Annotated in this window: 25 protein-coding genes; 11 read left to right on the forward strand and 14 right to left on the reverse strand. The window is 68.5% G+C overall.

Annotation, left to right across the window (positions count from 1 at the left end):
- Positions 1–22: 22 nt before the first annotated feature.
- From VF194_RS08440 to VF194_RS08465, 6 genes are all read right to left on the reverse strand, one after another.
- A complete protein-coding gene (locus tag VF194_RS08440; protein ID WP_330889950.1) occupies positions 23–970 on the reverse strand; it encodes a ParB/RepB/Spo0J family partition protein in 948 nt (315 codons plus the stop codon).
- A gap of 117 nt (positions 971–1,087) precedes the next feature.
- Complete coding sequence (locus tag VF194_RS08445; RefSeq protein ID WP_414656086.1) at positions 1,088–1,954, reverse strand: ParA family protein; 867 nt, start codon at positions 1,952–1,954, stop codon at positions 1,088–1,090.
- A 188-nt stretch (positions 1,955–2,142) separates the two neighbouring features.
- Positions 2,143–2,775, reverse strand: coding sequence for a 16S rRNA (guanine(527)-N(7))-methyltransferase RsmG (rsmG, locus tag VF194_RS08450; RefSeq protein WP_330890091.1), 633 nt, complete (start codon positions 2,773–2,775; stop codon positions 2,143–2,145).
- Positions 2,776–2,903: 128 nt separating this feature from the next.
- Positions 2,904–3,386 (reverse strand): hypothetical protein, encoded by a 483-nt coding sequence (locus VF194_RS08455; RefSeq protein ID WP_330889952.1) that lies wholly within the window; start codon positions 3,384–3,386, stop codon positions 2,904–2,906.
- 89 nt (positions 3,387–3,475) lie between these two features.
- Entirely contained in the window at positions 3,476–5,422 is a 1,947-nt protein-coding gene (gene mnmG / locus VF194_RS08460) for a tRNA uridine-5-carboxymethylaminomethyl(34) synthesis enzyme MnmG (RefSeq protein WP_330889954.1), read from the reverse strand.
- Positions 5,423–5,758: 336 nt separating this feature from the next.
- Entirely contained in the window at positions 5,759–6,376 is a 618-nt protein-coding gene (locus tag VF194_RS08465; protein ID WP_330889956.1) for a LysE family translocator, read from the reverse strand.
- A gap of 141 nt (positions 6,377–6,517) precedes the next feature.
- On the opposite strand from VF194_RS08465, the gene VF194_RS08470 reads away from it, so the two are divergent.
- Both VF194_RS08470 and VF194_RS08475 read left to right on the forward strand, forming a co-directional pair.
- Positions 6,518–6,919, forward strand: a complete 402-nt coding sequence (locus VF194_RS08470; protein ID WP_330889958.1) for a low affinity iron permease family protein — start codon at positions 6,518–6,520, stop codon at positions 6,917–6,919.
- Position 6,920: 1 nt separating this feature from the next.
- A complete protein-coding gene (locus VF194_RS08475; RefSeq protein ID WP_330889960.1) occupies positions 6,921–8,018 on the forward strand; it encodes a DNA topoisomerase IB in 1,098 nt (365 codons plus the stop codon).
- On the opposite strand, the gene VF194_RS08480 is transcribed toward VF194_RS08475, so the two are convergent.
- Positions 7,963–8,394, reverse strand: a complete 432-nt coding sequence (locus tag VF194_RS08480; protein WP_330889962.1) for a DUF4149 domain-containing protein — start codon at positions 8,392–8,394, stop codon at positions 7,963–7,965. The two genes, VF194_RS08475 and VF194_RS08480, sit on opposite strands and share 56 nt — an antisense overlap.
- Here VF194_RS08480 and VF194_RS08485 point away from each other — a divergent pair.
- The 4 genes from VF194_RS08485 (at position 8,369) to VF194_RS08500 (ending at position 10,470) form a co-directional block, all read left to right on the forward strand.
- Complete coding sequence (locus tag VF194_RS08485) at positions 8,369–8,671, forward strand: hypothetical protein (protein WP_330889964.1); 303 nt, start codon at positions 8,369–8,371, stop codon at positions 8,669–8,671. The genes VF194_RS08480 and VF194_RS08485 overlap by 26 nt on opposite strands.
- Complete coding sequence (locus tag VF194_RS08490) at positions 8,668–9,474, forward strand: MOSC domain-containing protein (RefSeq protein ID WP_330889966.1); 807 nt, start codon at positions 8,668–8,670, stop codon at positions 9,472–9,474. The genes VF194_RS08485 and VF194_RS08490 overlap by 4 nt, the downstream gene beginning before the upstream one ends.
- Before the next feature lie 9 nt (positions 9,475–9,483).
- The gene (locus VF194_RS08495; RefSeq protein WP_330889968.1) at positions 9,484–9,984 is read left to right on the forward strand and encodes a GNAT family N-acetyltransferase; all 501 of its coding nucleotides are present in this window, start codon (positions 9,484–9,486) and stop codon (positions 9,982–9,984) included.
- 141 nt (positions 9,985–10,125) lie between these two features.
- Positions 10,126–10,470, forward strand: a complete 345-nt coding sequence (locus tag VF194_RS08500) for a hypothetical protein (protein WP_330889970.1) — start codon at positions 10,126–10,128, stop codon at positions 10,468–10,470.
- Between the two features lie 40 nt (positions 10,471–10,510).
- Here the strand turns inward: VF194_RS08500 and VF194_RS08505 are convergent, their stop codons facing one another.
- The 4 genes from VF194_RS08505 to VF194_RS08520 form a co-directional block, all read right to left on the reverse strand.
- Complete coding sequence (locus VF194_RS08505; RefSeq protein ID WP_330889972.1) at positions 10,511–11,107, reverse strand: GNAT family protein; 597 nt, start codon at positions 11,105–11,107, stop codon at positions 10,511–10,513.
- A 16-nt stretch (positions 11,108–11,123) separates the two neighbouring features.
- Entirely contained in the window at positions 11,124–12,476 is a 1,353-nt protein-coding gene (gene mnmE, locus VF194_RS08510) for a tRNA uridine-5-carboxymethylaminomethyl(34) synthesis GTPase MnmE (protein ID WP_330889974.1), read from the reverse strand.
- A 115-nt stretch (positions 12,477–12,591) separates the two neighbouring features.
- Positions 12,592–12,969 (reverse strand): (2Fe-2S) ferredoxin domain-containing protein, encoded by a 378-nt coding sequence (locus VF194_RS08515; RefSeq protein WP_330889976.1) that lies wholly within the window; start codon positions 12,967–12,969, stop codon positions 12,592–12,594.
- 37 nt (positions 12,970–13,006) lie between these two features.
- Positions 13,007–13,261 carry a DUF6489 family protein gene (locus tag VF194_RS08520; protein WP_330889978.1) on the reverse strand — a complete coding sequence of 85 codons (255 nt, stop codon included), beginning with the start codon at positions 13,259–13,261 and terminating at the stop codon, positions 13,007–13,009.
- Between the two features lie 57 nt (positions 13,262–13,318).
- On the opposite strand from VF194_RS08520, the gene VF194_RS08525 reads away from it, so the two are divergent.
- The 3 genes from VF194_RS08525 (at position 13,319) to VF194_RS08535 (ending at position 16,367) form a co-directional block, all read left to right on the forward strand.
- Complete coding sequence (locus VF194_RS08525) at positions 13,319–15,424, forward strand: thioredoxin domain-containing protein (RefSeq protein WP_330889980.1); 2,106 nt, start codon at positions 13,319–13,321, stop codon at positions 15,422–15,424.
- Positions 15,425–15,542: 118 nt separating this feature from the next.
- Positions 15,543–15,842 carry a DUF1778 domain-containing protein gene (locus VF194_RS08530; RefSeq protein WP_414656083.1) on the forward strand — a complete coding sequence of 100 codons (300 nt, stop codon included), beginning with the start codon at positions 15,543–15,545 and terminating at the stop codon, positions 15,840–15,842.
- Positions 15,843–15,845: 3 nt separating this feature from the next.
- A complete protein-coding gene (locus tag VF194_RS08535; RefSeq protein ID WP_330889983.1) occupies positions 15,846–16,367 on the forward strand; it encodes a GNAT family N-acetyltransferase in 522 nt (173 codons plus the stop codon).
- Between the two features lie 10 nt (positions 16,368–16,377).
- On the opposite strand, the gene VF194_RS08540 is transcribed toward VF194_RS08535, so the two are convergent.
- The gene (locus tag VF194_RS08540; protein WP_330889985.1) at positions 16,378–17,712 is read right to left on the reverse strand and encodes an MFS transporter; all 1,335 of its coding nucleotides are present in this window, start codon (positions 17,710–17,712) and stop codon (positions 16,378–16,380) included.
- A gap of 89 nt (positions 17,713–17,801) precedes the next feature.
- Between VF194_RS08540 and VF194_RS08545 the strand changes: the two genes are divergently transcribed.
- Complete coding sequence (locus VF194_RS08545) at positions 17,802–18,440, forward strand: helix-turn-helix domain-containing protein (protein WP_330889987.1); 639 nt, start codon at positions 17,802–17,804, stop codon at positions 18,438–18,440.
- Between the two features lie 18 nt (positions 18,441–18,458).
- Here the strand turns inward: VF194_RS08545 and VF194_RS08550 are convergent, their stop codons facing one another.
- The gene (locus VF194_RS08550) at positions 18,459–19,715 is read right to left on the reverse strand and encodes an amidohydrolase family protein (RefSeq protein WP_330889989.1); all 1,257 of its coding nucleotides are present in this window, start codon (positions 19,713–19,715) and stop codon (positions 18,459–18,461) included.
- A gap of 108 nt (positions 19,716–19,823) precedes the next feature.
- The gene (locus tag VF194_RS08555) at positions 19,824–21,002 is read right to left on the reverse strand and encodes an MFS transporter (RefSeq protein ID WP_330889990.1); all 1,179 of its coding nucleotides are present in this window, start codon (positions 21,000–21,002) and stop codon (positions 19,824–19,826) included.
- 137 nt (positions 21,003–21,139) lie between these two features.
- On the opposite strand from VF194_RS08555, the gene VF194_RS08560 reads away from it, so the two are divergent.
- Positions 21,140–21,541 carry a helix-turn-helix transcriptional regulator gene (locus tag VF194_RS08560; RefSeq protein ID WP_330889992.1) on the forward strand — a complete coding sequence of 134 codons (402 nt, stop codon included), beginning with the start codon at positions 21,140–21,142 and terminating at the stop codon, positions 21,539–21,541.
- The last annotated feature ends 144 nt before the right edge of the window (positions 21,542–21,685 follow it).

The following is a 21,685-nucleotide window of genomic DNA, read 5'->3' on the forward strand; positions in this document are numbered from 1 at the left end:
GCGCGCTCTTGATTGCGCGCCGTCAGCGCTTGCTCAGCTTGCGCGCCAGTTCGTCGAGCTGTTCCAAAGTCTGGTAATGCAGCACCAGCCGGCCGGCTTCCGGATTGCCCGGCTCGGCCTCGATCTCGGCCCTCAAGCCAAGCGCGGCGGTCAGGCCGCGTTCGAAGGCGAGCGTATCGGCATCCTTCTTCGCCGGTGCCGCGCCGGTGCCGCCGTCCGCCGGCGCCTTGGCCGGCCGGCCGCCCTTCTTCGCCGCGCCGCCTTCGCCGCCGACCGCGCGGCCGACGGCAACCAGCTTCTCAGCCTGACGCACCGTGAGGCTGCCTTCGACGATGCGCTGCGCCAGCATCTCGGCCAGGGGATGGCCGACCAGCGGCCGCGCCTGGCCGGCGGTGAGCTGGCCGCGCGCGATCATGTCCTGCACGCTTTGCGGCAATTGCAGCAGCCGCAGCGCGTTGGCAACATGGCTGCGGCTCTTGCCGATCACCTGCGCGACCTGATCCTGGCTGTAGCCGAATTCCGCGCTCAGGCGCTGGAAGGCGCCCGCTTCTTCCAGCGGATTGAGATCCTCGCGCTGGACATTCTCGATCAGGCCGATCTCGAGCGCATCGCGGTCGCTGATCTCCTTGATCACCACCGGCACGGCATGCAGCTGCGCCAGCTGCGCCGCGCGCCAGCGGCGTTCGCCGGCGATGATCTCGTAGGAGCCCGGCTCCCTGCCGCGCCGCACCAGCAAAGGCTGCAGCACGCCCTTCTCCTTCAGCGAGCGCGCCAGTTCCTCCAGCGGTCCGGGGCTGAAGCTCTTGCGCGGCTGATACGGATTGGGCTTGAGCTGCTCGATCGGCACCTCGCGCGCCGGCCCGCGCGGCGCGGCGACCTCGCCCTCCTTGCCCGCGTCGCCCATCAGCGCGGCCAGGCCGCGGCCCAGGCCCTTGCCCGGCACGGCGCGGCGTTTCGGATCGTCGATCATACTCTCACACTGCCCTCTTGCTGCGTCGCCACCGGGCCTGACCCGGGACTCCCGTCAAAAACGGGATGCGCGGGTCAGGCCCGCGCATGACGGAAATGAAATACGGATATCGTGCCGTCACGCTGCATCGCGCAGCGCCTGTTCGCGCCGGATCACTTCGCGCGCCAGCGCCATGTAGGCGGTGCTGCCCGGCGCACGGTGATCGTAGATCAGCGCCGGCACGCCATGGCTCGGCGCTTCCGAAATGCGCACATTGCGCGGGATCACCGTCTCGTAGACCTTCTCGCCGAGGAAGCCGCGCACATCGGCGGCGACCTGTTCGGAGAGGTTGTTGCGCTTGTCGAACATGGTCAGCACCACGCCCTGCACATCCAGCGCCGGGTTGAGCGTGCTGCGCACGCGCTCGATGGTGCGCAGAAGCTGGCTCAGGCCCTCGAGCGCGAAGAACTCGCATTGCAGCGGCACCAGCACGGCATCGGCCGCCACCATGGCATTCACGGTGAGCAGGGTCAGCGAGGGCGGGCAGTCGATCAGCACATGATCGTAATCGCCGAGCCGGCCCTCGATCGCTTCCTTCATGCGGTGCTGGCGATGCTCGAGATCGATCAGCTCCAGCTCGGCGCCGGCCAGGTCCACGCTCGCCGGCACGATGAGCAGATTGGGCACCTTGGTCGGCCGGATCGTCTCTTCCAGCACCGCCTCGCCCATCAGCAATTCATAGGTGCCGAAGGCGCGCTCGTCCTGCGTCAGGCCCAGGCCGGTCGAGGCATTGCCCTGCGGATCGCTGTCGATCAGCAGCACGCGCTCGCCGACCGCGGCCAAAGCGGTGGCGAGATTGATCGCCGTCGTCGTCTTGCCGACGCCGCCTTTCTGATTGGCGATCGCCAGCACGCGGGCGCGGCGGCGCGGCGCGCCCAGCGGCTGCGGCTCCGCTTCGTCTGCCAGAGCGCCTGCCGGTGCGCCTGCGCGTGCCGCGGCGGACATGCCGGCGGCGGCAATCCCGGTATCGCTATCTTCGGCGTCTGCGGACAGGCGTTCCGCCGAGGCCTCTTCCTCATCCGGTGCGGCAGCGCCCGAGACTGCCCCGGTTTCCTGACCGGCATCGCCTGCGGCAGCGGCGGCCAGCTCGGCCGCCAGAATGTCGTGGAAGGATTGTTCTCGTTCTGTACTGGTCACGCGGGTCGCAGTCCCCTCAGCCGCAGGATCCGCGCCGCCGGATCGGTCTGACTCGGCAGCATATCCATTGCCGCGATTGTCCAATATCGCCGGGCCTCGGTCAATTCATCCTCGGCCTGACGGCCTTTGGGGAAGAGATAAACCGTGTCGGGACCGGCCAGGCGATGCGCCAGCGGCAGCAGCTCGGGCAGCGGCGCCAGCGCACGCGCCGAGATCACCTCGGGCGGCCCGCCCAGCGCGGCCTGCAAGGCCGCGGGCTCGACCGCCTCGATGCGCCGCACATGGACCGTGACCGGCAGCCCCATCGCCCGCGCCGCCTCGCGCAGGAAAGCCGCCTTGCGCTGATCGCTCTCGATCAGATGCACGTTGTCCACGCCCAAGGCGGCGATCACCAGCCCGGGAAAGCCGCCGCCCGAGCCGAGATCGAGCCAGCGCCGCGTTCCGGCCGGCGCCAGCGGCAAAAGCTGCCCGGAATCGAGAAAATGCCGGCCCCAGAGATCCGGCAGGGTCGTCGGCGCCACCAGGTTGATCGCCTTCTGCCATCTGGCCAGCAAGGCGGCATAGGCCTTCAGCCGCTCCAGTGTTTCACGTGAAACGCCGGTGCGGGCCTGGAAGTCGTCCGGGGTCATCGGCTTGTCGCAGGCGGCCATGGCCGGGTTATCGCCCAAATGCCGGCTCTTGTCATGCCGGACGGGCCGGCCGCCCGGCCGCGGGGGGTGTTTCACGTGAAACACCCCCCGCTCAAGGGGGGCCCGGCTCAGTGTTCGGCCGGGGTTTCCTCCAGCACCGACCAGGCCAGGGCGGCGAAGCCGAGCATCTGCAGCACGGTGTTGAAGGCATGGCCCAGCTCCCAGCGCAGCCGCCAGGATGCCCAATCCGGCGGGACATGGCCGCCCAGCCAGGTGGCGAGCTGGACATTCGCCGGCGCCACGAGGATGAACCAGAAGACCAGCGCCAGCAGGTACATCAAGGCCGCGAAGATGGCCAGCCAGCGCACGACGATGCGGTGGCGGTACAGCCGGATCGCCAGGGTGACGAGGACGATGACGTTCAGCACGACGATCACGGCGCCGAGGCTGCCGAACATCTGATACAGCCCGCCCTCCACCGTGCTGCCGACCCAGAGATCGGCGCTCCAGTTGATCCGGGCCGGCAATTCCATCAGATGGCAGAATCCCATGCCGAGGCTGAGCGCCGAGAGGATCAGGGCGGCGTAGCGCAGGGTTTTCAGAGACATCATGCGGTTTCTTCCGGTTTTCCAAGGATAACCCGGCTGGCCGAGGGGTGTTTCACGTGAAACAGCCCGGCCCGGCATGGTCCGGCGCGGCACTACTCGGCGGCGTCGGTCGCCGTCCCGGTCCGCCCGGGCGCCGGCCGGTTGCGGGCCAGCCGCCGGGTCTTTTTCACATAGCCGAGCAGCGCCGAGAGCGAGGCCGGCGTGACGCCGGAGATGCGGGCGGCCTGGCCCAGCGTGGCCGGCCTGTGCTCGGCCAGCTTGGCGCGGACCTCGTTCGACAAGCCGCCGATGGCGGCATAATCGAGGTCCTCCGGCAGGGCCAGCCCCTCGTCCCTGCGGAAGGCCAGAATATCGGCCTCCTGGCGCTCCATATAGCCGGCATAGCGGCCGTCGATTTCGAGCTGCTCGACGATTTCCGGCGCCAGCCCGCGCAATTCCGGCCAGATTTCCGCCAATTTCGCTACGGTCATGTCGGGATAGCCCAGCAGCATCGCCGCCGAGCGGACCTGGCCGTCCTGATTCACCGGCAGGCCGCGCCTGGCCAGTTCCGGCGGCGTCATCTTCAGGCCGCGGACCAGGTCCCGGGCGGCCTGCAGGGCGGCGGCCTTGGCGGTATAGGCTGTTTCACGTGAAACACCCACGCAGCCGATGGCCAGCCCGAGCGGGGTCAGCCGCTGGTCGGCATTGTCGGCGCGCAGGCTGAGGCGGTATTCCGCCCGGCTGGTGAACATGCGATAGGGCTCGCGGGTGCCGAGGGTGACGAGATCGTCGATCAGCACGCCGATATAGGCATCCGCCCGGTCCAGCACGAAGGTCCTGGCCTCCCCGCCCGGCGCGGCGCCGAGATGGCCGGCCGCCAGGGCCGCATTGATGCCGGCGATCAGGCCCTGGGCCGCCGCCTCCTCGTAGCCCGTGGTGCCGTTGATCTGGCCGGCGAAATAAAGGCCCGGCTGGCGCTTGGTTTCCAAGGTGGGCTTCAGCTCGCGCGGATCGACGAAATCATACTCGATGGCATAGCCCGGCCGCAGCATCACCGCCTTTTCGAGGCCGGGGATGGTCTTCAGCAGCTCGGCCTGCACGTCGCGCGGCAGCGAGGTCGAAATGCCGTTCGGATAGACGGTGTCGTCGTCCAGCCCTTCCGGTTCGAGGAAGATCTGATGCCGCTCGCGCTGGCCGAAGCGCACCACCTTATCCTCGATCGAAGGGCAATAGCGCGGCCCGGTGCTTTCGATCTGGCCGGAATACATCGGCGCGCGGTGCAGATTGGCGCGGATCAGCTCATGGCCCCGCGGCGAGGAATAGGTGATGCCGCATTCGATCTGCGGCGTGGCGATCGCCCGGGTCAGGAAACTGAACGGCACCGGCGGATCGTCGCCGGCCTGCATTTCCAGCGCGGCCCAGTCGATGGTCCTGCCATCTAGGCGCGGCGGCGTGCCGGTCTTCAGCCGGCCGAGCGAAAAGCCGCATGTCTCAAGGGTTTTCGACAGGCCGAGCGAGGGCGCCTCGCCGACGCGGCCAGCCGGGATCTTCTCTTCGCCAATGTGAATGAGCCCGCGCAGGAAGGTGCCGGTGGTGAGGATCACCTTGGGCGCGGCGATGAAAGTGCCGTCGGCGCAGAGAACCCCCTTCACCGCGCCGGCCTCGATGCGGATATCCTCCACGCTGGCTGCGCGGATGGTCAGGTTCGCCTGCTCCTGCAACATCGCCTGCATGGCCTGGCGATAGAGCCTGCGGTCGGCCTGGGCGCGCGGACCGCGGACCGCCGGGCCCTTCGAGCGGTTGAGCAGGCGGAACTGGATGCCGGCGGCATCGGCGACGCGGCCCATCACCCCGTCCAGCGCGTCGATCTCGCGCACCAGATGGCCCTTGGCCAGGCCGCCGATCGCCGGATTGCACGACATCTCGCCGATCGTCTCGATCCTGTGCGTAAGCAGCAGGGTGCGCGCGCCCAGCCGCGCCGCGGCGGCCGCGGCCTCGCAACCGGCATGGCCGCCGCCGATCACGATCACATCGAAGGCTGTCGGGAAAACATCCGTCATGGGCGCGGGTTTTAGGGCAGCCATCCACAGGCGTCAAAGGGATTCGCCGCCGGCTCGCATCAGGCTGTTTCACGTGAAACATCCCCCGCGTTCCGTTGGGTCCCGTCATCCCGGGCGAGCGCCATCGTTCATGGCGCGAGACCCGAGATTTCATTCAGGCTGACCGCTGCAAATAGGGTCCCGGCTCGCGCGGCGCAAACAGGCGCCGCTTGGCCGGGACGACGAAAAGCCGGGGGATGTTTCACGTGAAACACCCTGCAAAGAGCCGTATGTACCTGTTTTGTTCAAGATATTTATGCTCCTAAACACATCGTATAGCCCGGCAGGAACAAACCGCTATTTCGCCCGGCTGAACGCCAGCCAGAGCCCGCCGCCCATCAGCACCGCGCCGCTGCAGCGGCTGGCGAGCCGCAGCCGCCGGGCCGAAACGAACCGGCCCGCCCGCGCCGTCAGCACCGCATAGGCACTGTCGAAGACCAGCGCGCAGGCCATGGCCGTCAGCCCCAGCAGCAGGATCTGCGGCGCGGCGGCGGCATCGGCGCGGATGAATTGCGGAATGAAGGCGCCGAAGAACAGCAGCGTCTTCGGATTGCTGAGCGTGACGAGGAAGCCCTGCAGGAAAAAACCGCAGCGCGGCTTCGGCATCGCCGCCGCCGATCCCGCTTCCGCCGCCGGCGCGCGCAGCAATTTCCAGCCGAGCCAGATCAGATAGGCCGCGCCCGCCAGCCGCAACCAGTCGAACAGCGCGCCCATCGCCGCGATCACCGCCGCCAGGCCGGCCATGAGGATGCCGATGAAAACCGCAAGGCCGGCCTGCGTGCCGGCGACATTGGCAAGGCCGGCCCGCAGACCGTGATTGAGGCTGTTGGCGACGATGAGCGTTGCCGTCGGCCCGGGCACGATCACCACCGCAAGGCAGGCGGCGAGATAAGCGAGATACAGTTCGACGGGCATGGCTCCCCCCTTTTTTGCGGCCGGCCGAGAGTGATCGCGGGCGCGCGGTTATGCAAGCGCGCGCTTTGCGCGGTACCGGGCAGGAACCGCGGCGCGATCCAGCGGGTTTTCATTCCGATGCCGACAGCAAGGAGGCCCGCCATGCGCAATGCGTCCTGGTTCCTGCGCTTTTCCACGCGCACATCGCAGATCGCCGGCTCGTCCTGGACCTTCATGATCGCGGTCGGGCTGGTGCTGGTCTGGGCGCTGAGCGGCCCGGTCTTCGACTATTCCTCCGACTGGCAGCTCACCATCAACACCGGCACCACCATCGTCACCTTCCTGATGGTGTTCCTGATCCAGAACACGCAGAACCGCGATTCCGTCGCCATGCAGCTCAAGCTGGACGAACTGATCCGCACCTCGAAATCGGCGCATAATTACCTGCTCGATATCGAGAAGATGTCGGAAGCCGAGCTGGAGCGCCTGCGCGTCGCCTTCGGCAAGCTGGCGAAGCATACGCATCAGGCGGAGTCCGGAGCCGAAGGCCGCGGAGGCCGCTGACTTGGGCCGCGCCCGTCCGCGCCAGGCCGGGCATGCCGCCGCCAGGCGGGCCGGCCTGGTGCATGTCTCCGATGCGGCGCCGGGCCTGATCCGCCGCCGCGCCGGCAAGGGCTTCGCCTATCTCGACGATGAAGGCCGCGCAGTCCGCGCCGCCGCGACCCTGGAACGCATCCGCAAGCTGGCGATCCCGCCGGCCTGGAGCGAGGTCTGGATCTGCCGCGATCCGCAGGGCCATCTACAGGCGACCGGGCGCGATGCCCGGGGGCGCAAGCAATACATCTATCATCCGGAATTCCGCGCCCAGCGCGAGGCGACGAAATACCACGGCATCGCCGCCTTCGCCCGCCGCCTGCCGGCGCTGCGCCGGCGGCTCGCCGAGGACATGGCGCGGCCCGGCCTGCCGCGCGAAAAGGTGCTGGCCACGGTGGTGCATCTGCTGGAGACGACGCTGATCCGCATCGGCAATGCCGATTACGCCCGCCAGAATGACAGCTACGGCATCACGACTTTGCAGGACGAGCATGTCGCGGTGCATAACGGCGGCGGCGAGCTGCGCTTCCGCTTCACCGGCAAGAGCGGACGCTCCTGGCGCCTGCGGCTGCGCGACCGCCGGGTGACGCGCATCGTCAAGGCCTGCCAGGACCTGCCGGGCCAGCACCTGTTCCAGTATATCGACGCGGCGGGCGAACAGCGCAGCGTCACCTCCTCCGACGTCAACGCCTATCTGCGCGCGGTCGCCGGCGATGCCGTCACCGCCAAGGATTTCCGCACCTGGGGCGGCACGCTGCTGGCCGCCCTGGCCTTGCAGGCCTTCCCGGCGCCGGCGAGCAAGGCGGCGGCCCGGCGCAATCTGCGCGCCGCCATCGACCTGGTCGGCGGCCGGCTCGGCAACACGCCGACGATCTGCCGCAAATGCTACATCCATCCGGCGGTGATCAGCGCCTATGAGCGCGGCGCGCACCGCCTGCGCATCCGCGCCACCGGCGGCACGGCGCTGCGGCCGGAAGAAGCTGCCGTGCTGGCGCTGCTGGAAGGCGGGCGCGTCAGTAGGCGAGATCGAGCAGCACGCTTGCGACGGCGAACATCTGCACGCCGTTGATCGCCATGCTCAGGCGATGCAGCTTGCGGAATTTCGGCCGCGCATCGTCCTCGCCCCAGCGCACCGCGTCATGCAGGCTGTGCATGCGCGGCATCAGCCCCTGATGCACGAAGGCCGCCAGCACCGCGACGAAGCCCATGGTGCCGGCGAGAATGTTGTCCTGCAGCGCCACCAGGGCCAGCGCCGCCAGCGTCGCCATGCCGGCGATCACCATGTAATAGAGCGATAGCAACGCGCGGATGAATTTCAGCGCCGGCAGCGGGTCGAGCTTGAGGAAGACCATCGGAGTGATCAGGAAGGTATGGAACAGCATCGCGCCGAGCAGCAGCCCGGTGGCGAAGACGGCGACGATGATCAAGATTCCTTCGACGTACATGCCCTCTATCCGGCGGCATTATACAAATTTAGCCGCCGTGCAAGACCCCCTTAGCCGGGACCGCGCGCAGCTTCCCGAGCGAAAGCGCGCCATCCGCGCCATTTTGCCGGCAGCGGGCAAGGAGAGCGGTGGCAATGCTAAGACCAAACCCGCCGCGGTAGCAGAAAACGGCACCGGACGCGGCGGGATGGACGCTGGCATGAAAGTGCACCCGGACAATTCCGCCGCGGCGCGGCGATTGACCAAAACCGCGCCGTTGCGCATCGTCGCGCCATGACCGAGACCACGACCGCCACGCTCGCCCGCATCGTCCGCTTCCCCGTCAAGGGATTGACCGCACAGCCGCTCGACCAGGCCCTGCTCGCGCCGGACCGGCCGCTTCCCGGCGATCGCCGCTTCGCCCTGGCCCATGGCGCCTCGGCCTTCGATCCGGCGCAGCCCGCCTATCAGAAGAAGGGGCATTTCCTCACCTGGGTGCGCAATCCGCGGCTGGCCGCCCTGCATTGCAGCTTCGATCCGGCGGGCCAGCGCATCACCGTCGCCGATCCGGAGCCCGAAACCTCGGATGACGGCATCGACAATGCCGACCTGACCACGCCGTCCGGGCGCGCGGCGCTGGAAAAGCTGGTGCTGCGCCTGCTCGGCGAGGAAACCCGCGGCAGCGTGCGCGTCGCCGCGGCGCCAGACGTGTGGTTCACCGACAAGCAGCAGCCGTATATCTCGATCCAGAACGCGGCGACCATGGCCGATCTCGGCCGGCATCTCGGCCCGACGCATGGCGGCGCGCCGGCCGACTGGCGCCGCTTCCGCGCCAATCTGCTGCTCGACGGCTTCCCGGCCTGGGCCGAACTGGGCTGGATCGGCAAGCGGCTGCACATCGGCGAGGCGGTGCTGGAAGTGGCCGAAACCATCGGCCGCTGCGCCGCCACGCATGTCAATCCCGACACCGCCGAACTGGACGAGGACGTGCTCGGCGCGCTGCGCCGCCAATACGGCCATACGCAATGCGGCGTCTATGCCCGCGTCGTCCAGGGCGGCACGATCCGGCGCGGCGATGCCGTCGGCCTGGCCGATGCGTGACGCCGGCGCGTGAGACGGATCCGCCTCGCCACCCCTGCCGATATTCCGGCCCTGCCCGGGATCGAGCAGTCGGCGGGCGAGGCCTTCCGCGCCACCGCGCATGCCTGGGTCGCCGACGAGCCGAACCTGGCCGCCGAGGCCTATCCGCCGCTGATCGCCGCCGGCCGGGTCTGGGTCGCCGAGACCGATGGCGGCCTGGCCGGCTTTCTCCATGCCTGGCCCGCGGCGGACGGCGATTTCCATATCTGGGAATTGGCGGTGCGGCTGCCATGGCAGCGGCGCGGCTTCGGCCGGGCGCTGATCGACACGGCACGGCGCCAGGCCCTGGCGCAGGGCTGCACCGCCCTGACGCTCACCACCTTCCGCGACGTGGCGTTCAACGCCCCCTATTACAAGGGCCTCGGCTTCGCCATCCTGACCGATCCGCCGCCGCGCCTGGCGGCCATTCTCGCCGCGGAGGCCGCGCGCGGCCTGACCAGCCGCTGCGCCATGCGCGCGGCGCTGTCCTGAGCAGCGCGGATGACGGCGCGGAATTCGCAAAAAAGTCACATTAAAAGTCACACGAAAAGTCACGGCCGCGCCGACACGGTGCCGCAGCTATTGTGTTGAAGGATCGTCGTCCGATCCCATTTACCGGTGACCTGCCTCGCGATGAACCGCTTCGCCGCTCTCATTCTCATGGCTGTTCCAGCCGGCCTTGCCCTGCCGGCCCAGAGCCTGGCGCAGACACAATCCGCGCCGCAATCCGCACAGGCGGCCTCGCCGCCGCAGCCGCGGCTGGACGCGCCGGGCGGACCGCCGCTCGGCTCGCTGTCGCTGTCGCAGATCATCGTCAAGATCGAGGGCGAGCCGAATTTCGCCTATGTCAGCCGCCTGGACTGGAAGGACGGCAAATACGCCATCCGGTATGTCACCCGCGACGGCGAGACGCGCGACGAGCTGATCGATCCGCGCACCGGGAAGGATACCGGCAAGACGCCGGCCAGCGCGCCCTAGCTGCAGCCCTGGCCGCAGCCCCGGCGCCGCAGCCCGTCCGTTACGCCAGGGCCGTGCCGCCGCCCGCGCCCGGCGCCGCAGCGCGCTGCGGCCATTCCGCGCGCAGCAGCGCGAAGAGGTCGCAATCGCGCCACTGCCCGCGCACGAAGAAATTCTGCATCAGCCGGCCCTCGCGGCGAAAGCCCAGCTTTTCCAGCACCGCATGGCTGCGCGCATTCTCGACATCGGCCAGGGCCGTGATGCGATGCAGTTCCAGAACCTGGAAGCCGTAATCCAACAGGGCGCGCATCGCCTCCGAGGCATAGCCCCGGCCGCGGATCGCGCCGTCCAGCGAGAAGCCGATATTGCCCTGGCGATGCTCGGGCGAGGCGATGCTCAGGCGCACCATGCCAATGGCGCGCCGCATAGAGGTTTCCTCGACGGCGAAGACCCAGTCGCGCCCGGACGGATTCTCCGCCTCCGCCAGCCGCGCGGCGATGAAGCGCGTCACCAGCTCGGGCGTCAGCGCCGGCCCGGGCAGGAAGCGCCAGAAATCCTCCGCCGTGGCGAAGCCCTGGAACGCGGCTTCGTCCTCGGCCTTGAAGCCGCGCAGCAGCAGGCGGGCGGTACGCAATTCGGGGAAAGCGGATGCATGCATGTCCGGTGCCGCCTCGTCACTTCCCGATGCAGAAATCGCGGAAGATCACATCGAGCAGATCCTCCACCTCGATGCGGCCGGTGATGCGGCCGAGCGCGCGCGCCGCCAGCCGCACATCCTCGGCGGCGAGTTCCGCCGCGGAGGTATCGGCCAGAAAGCGGTCGAGCGAAGCGACGCAATCCTGCAGCGCCAGGCGATGGCGCTCGCGCGTCAGGCTCGCGCCGGCGCCGCCGCCAAGCCGCGCCGTCACCGCTTCCTGCAAGGCCGCGAGCAGGTCGGTCATGCCGGCGCCGGTCTTCACGGACAGCCTGATCGGCGCGCGGCCGGCAAAGGCCAGATCCGGCGGCAGGTCGGGCGCCGCATCCACCTTGTTGACGACGACGATGGCATTCTCGTCGATCAGGGCCGCCGTCTCCTCGGCCAGCGTCTCGCGCAGCCGTGCGGCATCCAGCACGACGAGTTTCAGATCGGCACCCTCGGCGCGCTTCAGGGCGCGGTGGATGCCTTCGCGCTCGATGCGGTCGGCGGCGGTCTCGTCCTTGGCGCGCAGCCCGGCGGTATCGGCCAGCACGACGGGATAGCCGCCGAGATCGAGATGCGCCTCGATCACGTCGCGCGTCGTGCCGGGAATCTCCGAGACGATCGCCACATCGCGCCGCGCCAGGGCGTTCAGCAACGACGACTTGCCGACATTCGGCGCGCCGAGGATCGCCACCATCAGGCCCTCGCGCAGAATCTCGCCGCGGCGGTTGTCGGCCAGATGTCCGGCGATCTCCTCGCGCAGCCGGGCGATCTGCGGCTTCACCTCGGCCGCCACGCCTTCGGGCAGATCCTCGTCGGGGAAATCGATCTCGGCCTCGAGATGCGCCAGCGCATGCGTCAGGCGGTTGCGCCAGCCCTCGTAGAGATTGCCCAGGGCGCCCTGCATCTGCTGCAGGGCCTGGCGGCGCTGCGCTTCGGTCTCGGCATTGATTAGATCGCCCAGCGCCTCGGCCTGCGTCAGATCGAAGCGGCCATGCTCGAAGGCGCGGCGGCTGAACTCGCCGGGCTCGGCCAGGCGCAGGCCGGGCAGCTTCGCCAGGGCGTCGAACAAGGCCGCCAGCACGGCGCGGCCGCCATGCACATGCAGTTCGGCGACATCCTCGCCGGTGAAGCTGTGCGGCTTCTCGAACCACAGCACCAGCGCCTCGTCGATCAGCACGCCGTCCGCGTCCCTGAGGCGGCGCAGGCTGGCGGTGCGCGGCTTGGGCAGATCGCGGCCGGTCAGCGCCAGCACGGCATCGGCGGCCTGCGGGCCGCTGAGGCGGATCACCGCCACGCCGGCCCGGCCCGGCGCGGAAGACAGCGCGTAGATGGTCTGCGGAGTCATCGCCAAAGCCCGAGCGCACCTTCGGTCATTCGTCCTCCCCCTTGCGCGGACGGCCGGGCCGGATGCTCGGGCTTGGCCCGGGCATGACGAGGCAGGGAAATGGAGAGGCTGGCCGTCACTTCTTCTTCGCGGAATGATCAGGGCCGTCTTCGGGTTGCAGCATCAGGCGGGCGACCCGGCCGCCATTCTTCACATGCACCTCCAGGATTTCGTCGATATCGGCGAAGGTCTCGGCGCGGTACCAGATGCCGTCGGGATAGATCACGACGGTCGGGCCCAGTTCGCAGCGCTCCAGGCAGCCGGCATTGTTGACCCGCACGCCGTCGGCGAGGTCGAGGCCGAGTTCCTTGGCGCGGGCCTTCATGTAATTGCGCAGCTTTTCCGAACCCTTGCGGGCGCAGGAGCCGCGCGGATGGTTCTCCGGGCGCTCGTTGGTGCAGACGAAGATATGGGCGCGGTAGAACGGCTTGGGATCGCCGGGCAAGGCTGTCATGGGCGGGCTGCTTTCACTGGAACCTATTCGAATACCGTCACTTCTTCTTATCTGACGCGCCGCCCGCGCCGGGAAACTGGCTGAAGAAGAATTTCTGGATCTGCTCCAGGTTCTGCAGGCCCAGCGGCGCCCAGGTCTTGAGCAGGGTTTCCGGGTCCATGGCGTTGAGCGACGACATCACGCGGTCCTGCATCTGCTGCATCACCGCCGATTGCAGCGGCTGGACATCCGGCAGGCCGAGAAAGGCGCGGGCTTCTTCTGGCGTGCAATCGACATTGACTGTTATTTTCATGGCTGCACCATAGATGGGGTGAAACGCCCGAAATCGACGGCAGGACAAATACCTAGCATGGCCGCAGACTCCTTGTCAGGAAACAATCGCGCAACTCCGGCCCGTGAGCGTCTGGTCCGGAACAACCTGGATCGGGCCGCCTCGCCCTATCTGCGCCAGCATCGCGACAATCCGGTGCATTGGCAGGTCTGGGGTCCCGAGGCGCTCGCCGCGGCGCAGGCGCTGGACAAGCCGATCCTGCTCTCGGTCGGCTATGCCGCCTGTCACTGGTGCCATGTCATGGCGCATGAAAGTTTCGAGAATCCCGAAATCGCGGCGGTGATGAACGAGCTGTTCGTCAACATCAAGGTCGACCGCGAGGAACGGCCCGATATCGACGCCATCTACATGAACGCGCTGCATCTGCTCGGCGAGCAGGGCGGCTGGCCGCTGACCATGTTTCTCACGCCCAAGGGCGAGCCTTTCTGGGGCGGCACGTATTTTCCATCCGAGCCGCGCTATGGCCGGCCCGGCTTCGTCGAGGTGCTGCGGAAAGTCTCCGAGGCCTATCATCAGAACCGCGCCGCCATCGCGCAGAACGTGAAGATGCTGGTCGGCGGCCTGCGCAACCTGGCCAAGCCGCAATCGCGCGACCGCCTCGCGCTCAGCAACGATGTGCTCGATCAGGTGGCGGCGCAGCTGCTGACCCATGTCGATCCCGAGCATGGCGGCATCGGCGGCGCGCCGAAATTCCCGCAGGTCGGCCTGTTCGACCTGCTCTGGCGCAGCTATCTGCGCACCGGCAGGACCGACTATGCCGAAGCGGTGATCAACACGATCACCCGTATGGCGCAGGGCGGCATCTACGATCATCTCGGCGGCGGCTTCGCGCGCTATTCCACCGACGCGGAATGGCTGGCGCCGCATTTCGAGAAGATGCTCTACGACAATGCGCAGCTGCTCTCGCATATGGCGCTGATCGACGCCGAGCTCGACAATCCGCTGCTGCGCCAGCGCATCTTCGAGACCGTCGGCTGGGTGCTGCGCGAGATGGTGGCGCAAAAGGACGGCGCGGCGGGCGGCGGTTTCGCGGCGACGCAGGATGCCGATTCCGAAGGCGAGGAAGGCAAGTTCTATGTCTGGCGCAAGCCGGAGATCGAAGCCCTGCTCGGCCCGGAGGAGGCCGCGCTGTTCTGCGCCGCCTACGACGTGACCGATGCCGGCAACTGGGAGCACAAGACGATCCTGCGGCGCTCGCTCGCGCCGGAACTGCGCGACGAGGCGACCGAGGCGAGGCTGGCGGCGGCGCGCGAGAAACTGTTCGCGGCGCGCGAGACGCGCATCAAGCCGGGCTGGGACGACAAGGTGCTGGCCGACTGGAACGGACTGATGATCGCGGCGCTGGCCGACCTCGCCATGCAATACGAGCGGCCCGACTGGCTGCAGGCGGCCGAACGCGCCTATGGCTTCGTCACCGCGACGATGACGGTCGGCGACAAGCTCGGCCATAGCTGGCGCGACGATCAGCTCGTCTTCCCCGGCCTGCTGGACGACTACGCCAACATGATGCGTGCGGCGCTGGCGCTGTTCGAAGCCACCGGCCAGCCGGATTATCTCGCGCAGGCCGGACGCTGGGGCGAGGTGCTGGAAAGCGATTACGCCGATACGGTCAACGGCGGCTATTTCTTCACCGCGAAGGAGGCCGAAAGCCTGGTGGCGCGCACGCGCAGCGCGGCCGACAATGCCACCCCCGCCGGCAACGGCACGCTGGTCGGCGTCTTCGCGCGGCTGTGGTATCTCACCGGCGAAGTGGTCTGGCGCGAGCGGGCGCAGAACCTGCTCGATGCCTTCGCCAGCGAGGTGGCGCGCAACTTCTTCCCGATGGGCGCCTATCTGAACGGCTTCGACCTGTTCAACAACGCCGTGCAGATCGCGATCATCGGCCAGCGCGGCGAGGCGAATACCGAGGCGCTGGTCAGCGCCGCCTACAAGGTCTCGCTGCCCAACCGCATCGTCGCCGTCACGCCGCCCGATGCGGCCCTGCCCGAGACGCATCCGGCGAACGGCAAGACCCAGGTGAACGGCGCGCCGACCGCTTACGTTTGCGTCGGCCCGACCTGCGGCCTGCCGGTGACGAGCCCGGGCGAGCTGATCGCCGCGCTGAAGGCGACCAGGGCGGTGTGACACAGCGCCGACAATCCGCCTGTTCCGCGCCAGAACCACCACGGCGAAAGCCTGCCCTTGTATTGCAAAACGCACTACAGGGCGGTACCATCCGGGACGAAGGGAGGACGTGGCGGCGATGCTGAAAAAAAAGGAATATCCGATCTCGATGCGGCTGCCCGAACCCGATGTGGCGCTGATCGATCGCGCAGCCGGCCTGCGCGGCCGCTCGCGCACCGATTTCCTGCGCGACGCCGCTGTGCGCGAGGCCGAGCAGGTCATCATGGAAAACACCCTGCTGCGCATGAACCCCGAAGGCTTTGCCGCCTTCAGCCGCGCGATAGCCGCGCCGGGCCGCGCCGTTCCCGCCATGGTCGACGTCTTCAAGCGCCAGGCACCCTGGGAGGCACCGCGCAAGACGGCCCGGAAAAAAGGCTAGCGCTTGACACTCTCGTCGCCGGAGCCGCTGAGTGCGGAGCATGACGTTGCGCCGTTTTCCTGCGGCAAGCCGGCGCTGGACACCTGGCTCAAGACCAGAGCATTGTCGAACCAGGAGAAGGGCTTCACCGCCGTCATCGTGGTCCACGACAACAAGCGTGTCGTAGGCTATTACGGCCTCGCCCCGACGGCCGTCCTGCCGGCCCGTTTGCCACGCGCAATCCGCACCGGGCAGCCGCCCGATCCCGTCCCCTGTCTTTTGCTCGGACAACTGGCGACCGATCGGACCTGGGCCGGCCGAGGCGTCGGCACCGGGCTTTTGCGCCATGCCCTGATCCGGTCGGTGACCGCCGCTCACCTGATCGGCGGGCGTGCCCTGGTGGTCAAGGCGCTGGATGCAAAAGCCGCCGGCTTTTGGGGCCGACGCGGCTTCCTGCCGTCCAAGGACGATCCGCTGACACTGTTCCGCTCGATGCGGGACATCGCCGCTTCGCTGGCGGCCAGCGGCATCAGGCCGCCGGCCTGACGATCCGGCATCATCCCGCCGCCATCGCCATGCGGCCCTTGGCGCCGCGGATCGCCAGGGCGATCAGCGCGGCCACCACGCCGGTTACGCCGGCGATGATGAAGGCATCGAAATAATTGCCCTGCTCGGTACGCAGGAAGCCGGCGAAATAGGCGGCCGAGGCGGCGCCGAGCTGGTGCCCGGCGGCGATCCAGCCGAATACGACCGGGCCGTCGCGCTCGCCGAAGGCCTCCACCGACAGCCGCACCGTCGGCGGCACGGTGGCGATCCAGTCGAGCCCGTAGAAGGCGGCGAAGATCGACAGCGAATAGAGCGAGAAATCCGAATAGGGCAGATAGATCAGCGACAGGCCGCGCAGCCCGTAATACATGAACAGCAGCTTGCGCGGATCGAAGCGGTCGGTCAGCCAGCCCGAGCCGGTGGTGCCGACCAGATCGAAGATGCCCATCAGCGCCAGCAGGCCGGCGGCCTGCACTTCGGCGATGCCCTGATCGCCGCAGAACGAGATCAGATGCGTGCCGACCAGGCCATTGGTCGTGAAGCCGCAGATCCAGAAGGTGGCGAACAGGAACCAGAAATCGCGCTTGGCGCTGGCGCGGCGCAGCGCGCCGAAGGCGAGATTGAGCGGATTCTGCGCCGCCGCCTGCGCCGGCGGACTGGCCGGATCGGCGCCGAAGGGAACCAGGCCGATATCGCCCGGCCGCTCGGGCAGGAAGAGCAGCACCAGCGGCACCATCAATGCCGTGCAGGCCGAGACCGCCAGCACCACCCAGCGCCAGCCGCCGGCTTCGGCCAGGGCGGCCAGGCCGGGCAGGAAGATCAGCGTGCCGGTCGCCGTGCTGGCGGTGAGAATCCCCATGACGAGGCCGCGATGGGAAACGAACCAGCGGTTGACCACGGTGGCGCCGAGCACGATGGCGACGCAGCCCGAGCCGATGCCCGACAGCACGCCCCAGGTGGCGATGAGCTGCCAGGGCGCGCTCATGAAGCTGCTCAGCGCCGTCGAGGCCGACATCAGAAGCAGCGCCAGCACCAGTGTGCGCTTGATGCCGAAGCTCTGCATCAGCGCGGCGGCAAACGGCCCCATCAGGCCATAAAGGAAAATGCCGATCGCCGCCGCCGCCGAGATGATCTCGCGGCTCCAGCCGAAGGCGCCTTCCAGCGGCAGGATCAGAACGCCCGGCGCCGCCCGCAGGCCGGCGGCGGAGAGCAGCGACAGGAAGATCACGCCGACGACGACGAAGGCGTATTTCTGGCCGAGGATCTTCTGGCCCAGAAAATGCCGGCCGGAGAAACGCCGGCCAGAGAGCGCTTGGTGCTGGGGCGGTTTTTGTGCTATGTTCATGTGACTAACCGGTACGTTGCGGGTTGCATCATATACGTACCGATCGGTTACATCGTCAAGTTCGAAAATTGCACCGGTGCAATAAAGCGATGGCAGGCAAGGGACAGGCAGCCGAGGAACGGATGGAGCAGAAGGCGGCAGCCGGCGGCAGGCCGCGCGCGGCCGACAAGATCCGCCGCACCGCCCGCGAGCTGTTCTACCGCGAAGGCATCCGCGCCGTCGGGGTCGACGAGATCGTCACCAAGGCGGGCGTGACCAAGCCCAGCCTGTATCGCAGCTTCCCCTCCAAGGATGCCCTGGCGGCGGCCTATCTGCGCGATTACGAGACGGAATTCTGGCGCCGCTTCGATGCCGCCCTGACGGAAACCGGGAGCGGACCCGGCGCGCCGGATTTGCGCCAGCGGCTGCTGGCCTATCTGTCGCAACTGGGCGAGCGGGCGGCGACAAGCGGCTATCGCGGCTGCGGGCTGACCAACGCCGCGGTCGAATATCCCGCCGCCGGCCACCCGGCCCGCCAGGTCGCGGTCGAGCATAAGCGCGCGCTGCGCCGCCGGCTGACCGAGATGGCGGCGCAACTGGGCGCGGACGATCCTGCCCTGCTCGGCGATGGCCTGCTGCTGCTGATCGAAGGCGCCTTCGTCAGCGGTCAGCTCTTCGGCGCCGGCGGCCCGGCGCGCTCGGTCGCCGCCGCCGCCGATCGGCTGATCGAGGCGAGCGTCAGGCGCTAGGGCGATCCGGCCAACCGGCTAGAGCGCCGCCTTGGCCAGACCGGCCGCGCCGAGCCCCGCGGCGCGCAGGCCGCCCGCCAGCACCGGCAAGCCGGATGCCGGCAGGCCGCCGCTGAATACGGCGCGATGGTTGCTGCGGTCGGCGGCCTTGAGGATATCCTCCGCCGGATTGCCATCGACCAGCAGAAGATCGGCGCGCGCGCCCACGGCCAGCACGCCATGCTGCGGCAAATCGAGGAGTTCGGCCGCCAGGCTGGTGCCGGCGCGCAGGGCGTCGAGCGGCGTCACGCCGCAGGCGACCATGTATTCCAGCTCGCGCGCATTCTCGCCATGCAGGTTGAACGGCGTGCCGGCATCGGTGCCCAGCGCGACCTTGCCGCCCGCCTCGTAGAAGCGCTTGAAGTTCTTGCGGTGGATTTCGAAGACGCGCTCGGCCTTCTCGACCGCCCAGGGCGGAATGCCCTTGTCGCGGTTGTTCACGATGTTGCGCACGGCGGCCAGGGTCGGCACCAGGAAGGTGCCGCGTTCCAGCATCGCCTTGAGGCATTCGTCATTCATGAAGATGCCATGCTCGATCGAGCTGACGCCGCCCAGCACCGCGTTCAGGATGCCTTCGGCGCCCTGCGCATGGCTGGCCGAGCGCTTGCGGAAGCGCCTGGCCTCGGCCAGGCCGGCCGCCATCTCCTCGCGCGTGTAATGCGCATCCTCGGGATCGACGCCGGGCGTCATCACGCCGCCGGTCGCCATGATCTTGATCACATCGGCGCCGGCATGGATCTGCTCGCGCACCGCCTTGACCACCTCGTCGACGCCGTCGGCGATCCGGCCGGTGCGGTTGCCGTGGCCGCCGGTCATGCAGATGATGCGGCCCGAGGCGCGGATGGTCGGGCCGGGAAATTCGCCGCGCTTGATCGCATCGCGCACGGACAGCTCGATGTAATCCTTGCCGCCGCAATCGCGCACCGCGACGACGCCGGCACGCAGGGTTTCCTGGGCGCGCTCCAGCGTCTTGAGCGTCAGCGCCGCCGGGCCGAGCTTGGATTGCGCCGTGCCGGGATCGCCCTCGCCGCCCATGGTCAGATGCACATGGCAATCGATCAGGCCGGGCATCAGCGTGCCGCCGCTGGTATCGACCGTCGCGCCGGCGAAGCCGGCGAATTCCGCTGCCGGGGCGATCTTGGCGATGCGGCCGTCCTCGACCAGAACGGCCAGCCCGGGCTGCGGCGCCGTCCGCCCGTCGAAAACCAAACCGCCGGAAAACAGTGTCTGAGGCATCGGAGCCATCCTGATGGGGAAATACCCCGACAGGTTCGTCCGATTGCTTGACGGCGTCAACTACTGCTTCGCATGCGGATGAATCACCGCCAATTTATTCTGCCGGCTTCATTCCGCCGGCGCCGCCATGGCCGCCGCCCGCCGGCTCTTCTGGCGCTCCAGCCCGAGCGCCAGCAGCGCGAGCATTTCGATGCCGGCCGCGACCCAGCCGAGCATCTGGCTGCCGGCCTGCGCGATCACCGCGCCGCCGACCGCCGCGCCGAGGGCGCAGCCGAGATACAGCGCCGAGGCGTTGAGCGCGAGCAGCACCGGCGCGCTTTGCGGCGCCAGGCCGATCAGCAGGGCCTGCCGCGCCGGCGCCGCCGAGAAGCCGCAAAGCGGCCAGAGCGCCACCAGCCCGACGCTCAGCCAGGCGGCCAGGCCGGGCGTCGCCGGGATCAGGCTGAAGGCGGCGAAGATCGGCAGCATCAGCAGCACGGAATTGCGCGTCGTCGTCCAGGCGCCGATCCGGTCGGTGCTCCAGCCGCCCAGCAGGTTGCCGGCGAAGGCCATGCAGCCGAACACCGCCAGCACGGCGGCGAAAGCCAGCCCCGCGATGCCGCGCGGCACGAAATAGGCGGCGAGATAGGTATAGAGCACATAGGCGCCGCCGACCCAGAGCAAGGTGACCAGAAGCGCATACCGCACGGCGGCCTGGCGCAGCGGCAGGAGGCGCTGGCGCAGGCTCAGCACGACGGGCGGGGCCATTTTCGGCAGGCCGAAGGCGATGCCCAGCAGGGCGAGCCCGCCCAGCACGGCCACGGCGATGAAACTGGCGCGCCAGCCGAACAGATCGCCGATGGCGGTGCCGAAGGGCACGCCGATCGCGGTCGCCACCGTCAGGCCGGCCATGACGATGCTGAGCGCGCGGCCGCGCCTGTCGGCGCCGACCATGCTGCCGGCCAGGGCCGCCGCCGCCGGCGTGTAGAGGCAGGAGAACACCGCCATCCCGACCCGCAGCCCGACCAGGCTGTGGAAATCCGGCGCCACGGCCGCGGCGGCATTGGCCAAGGTGAAGACGGCAAGGCTGAGCACAAGCACGGCGCGCCGGTCGACGCGGCCGGTCAGCGCCGTCATCACCGGCGCGGCGACCGCGTAGGTGCCGGCGAACCAGCCGATCAGATGCCCGGCGGTATCGATGTCGACGCCGAGATCGGCGCCGATGGCGGGCAGCAGCCCGGCCACCAGGAAGGATTCGGTGCCGATGGCAAAGGTGCCGAGGGCCAGCCAGAAGAGCGCGGAGGGCATGCAAAGACTCCGTCGGGGGGATTTGGCGATGTTATAGTTCAAGACTTTTTGAACTATTGGAGCGGAGCTGCCGCGACGTCAAGTACAAATATGTTTGAATTATTGGAACAGGCCGCCGAAGCCCTTACATTGGAGGCATGAGCCGTCCCCTCTATCACCCCGAGCGCGACCAGATCAGCCTGCCGGCCGTGCTGGACGCCATGTCGGACCCGACCCGGCTGGCCATCGTGCTGTATCTCGACCGGGTCGGCGAATCGGTCTGCGGCGCCCTGACGCCCTGGGCGTCGAAAACCAGCCTGAGCTACCATTTCGCCCGGCTGCGCGAGGCCGGCATCACCCAATCCCGCATCGAGGGCACCTATCGCCGCATCTCGCTGCGGCGGGACGATCTGGAAGCGCGTTTTCCCGGTCTGCTGCCCCAGCTCATCGATGCCGCCAAGCAGGACCCGGCAATCGCCGCTTTGGAAGACATGGTCGCGCATCAGGACGGGCCGGCCGCGGAGCCCCGGCGCAAGGCCGCCCGTCCGCGCGCCAAATGACGGCGGGGCCGGCGCCGCGGCGGAGGAATCGATACAGCCATCGCCGGCTCCCGAAAGAAAAACAAAGATACGGCCACTCATTGCCGGGCAGCCTAGTCCCTGGCTGCTGACAACACGGTGTCAGCAGCCGTCCGCCAGCATGGC

This window comes from Ferrovibrio sp. (assembly GCF_036381655.1).
Taxonomy (GTDB): Bacteria; Pseudomonadota; Alphaproteobacteria; order Ferrovibrionales; family Ferrovibrionaceae; genus Ferrovibrio.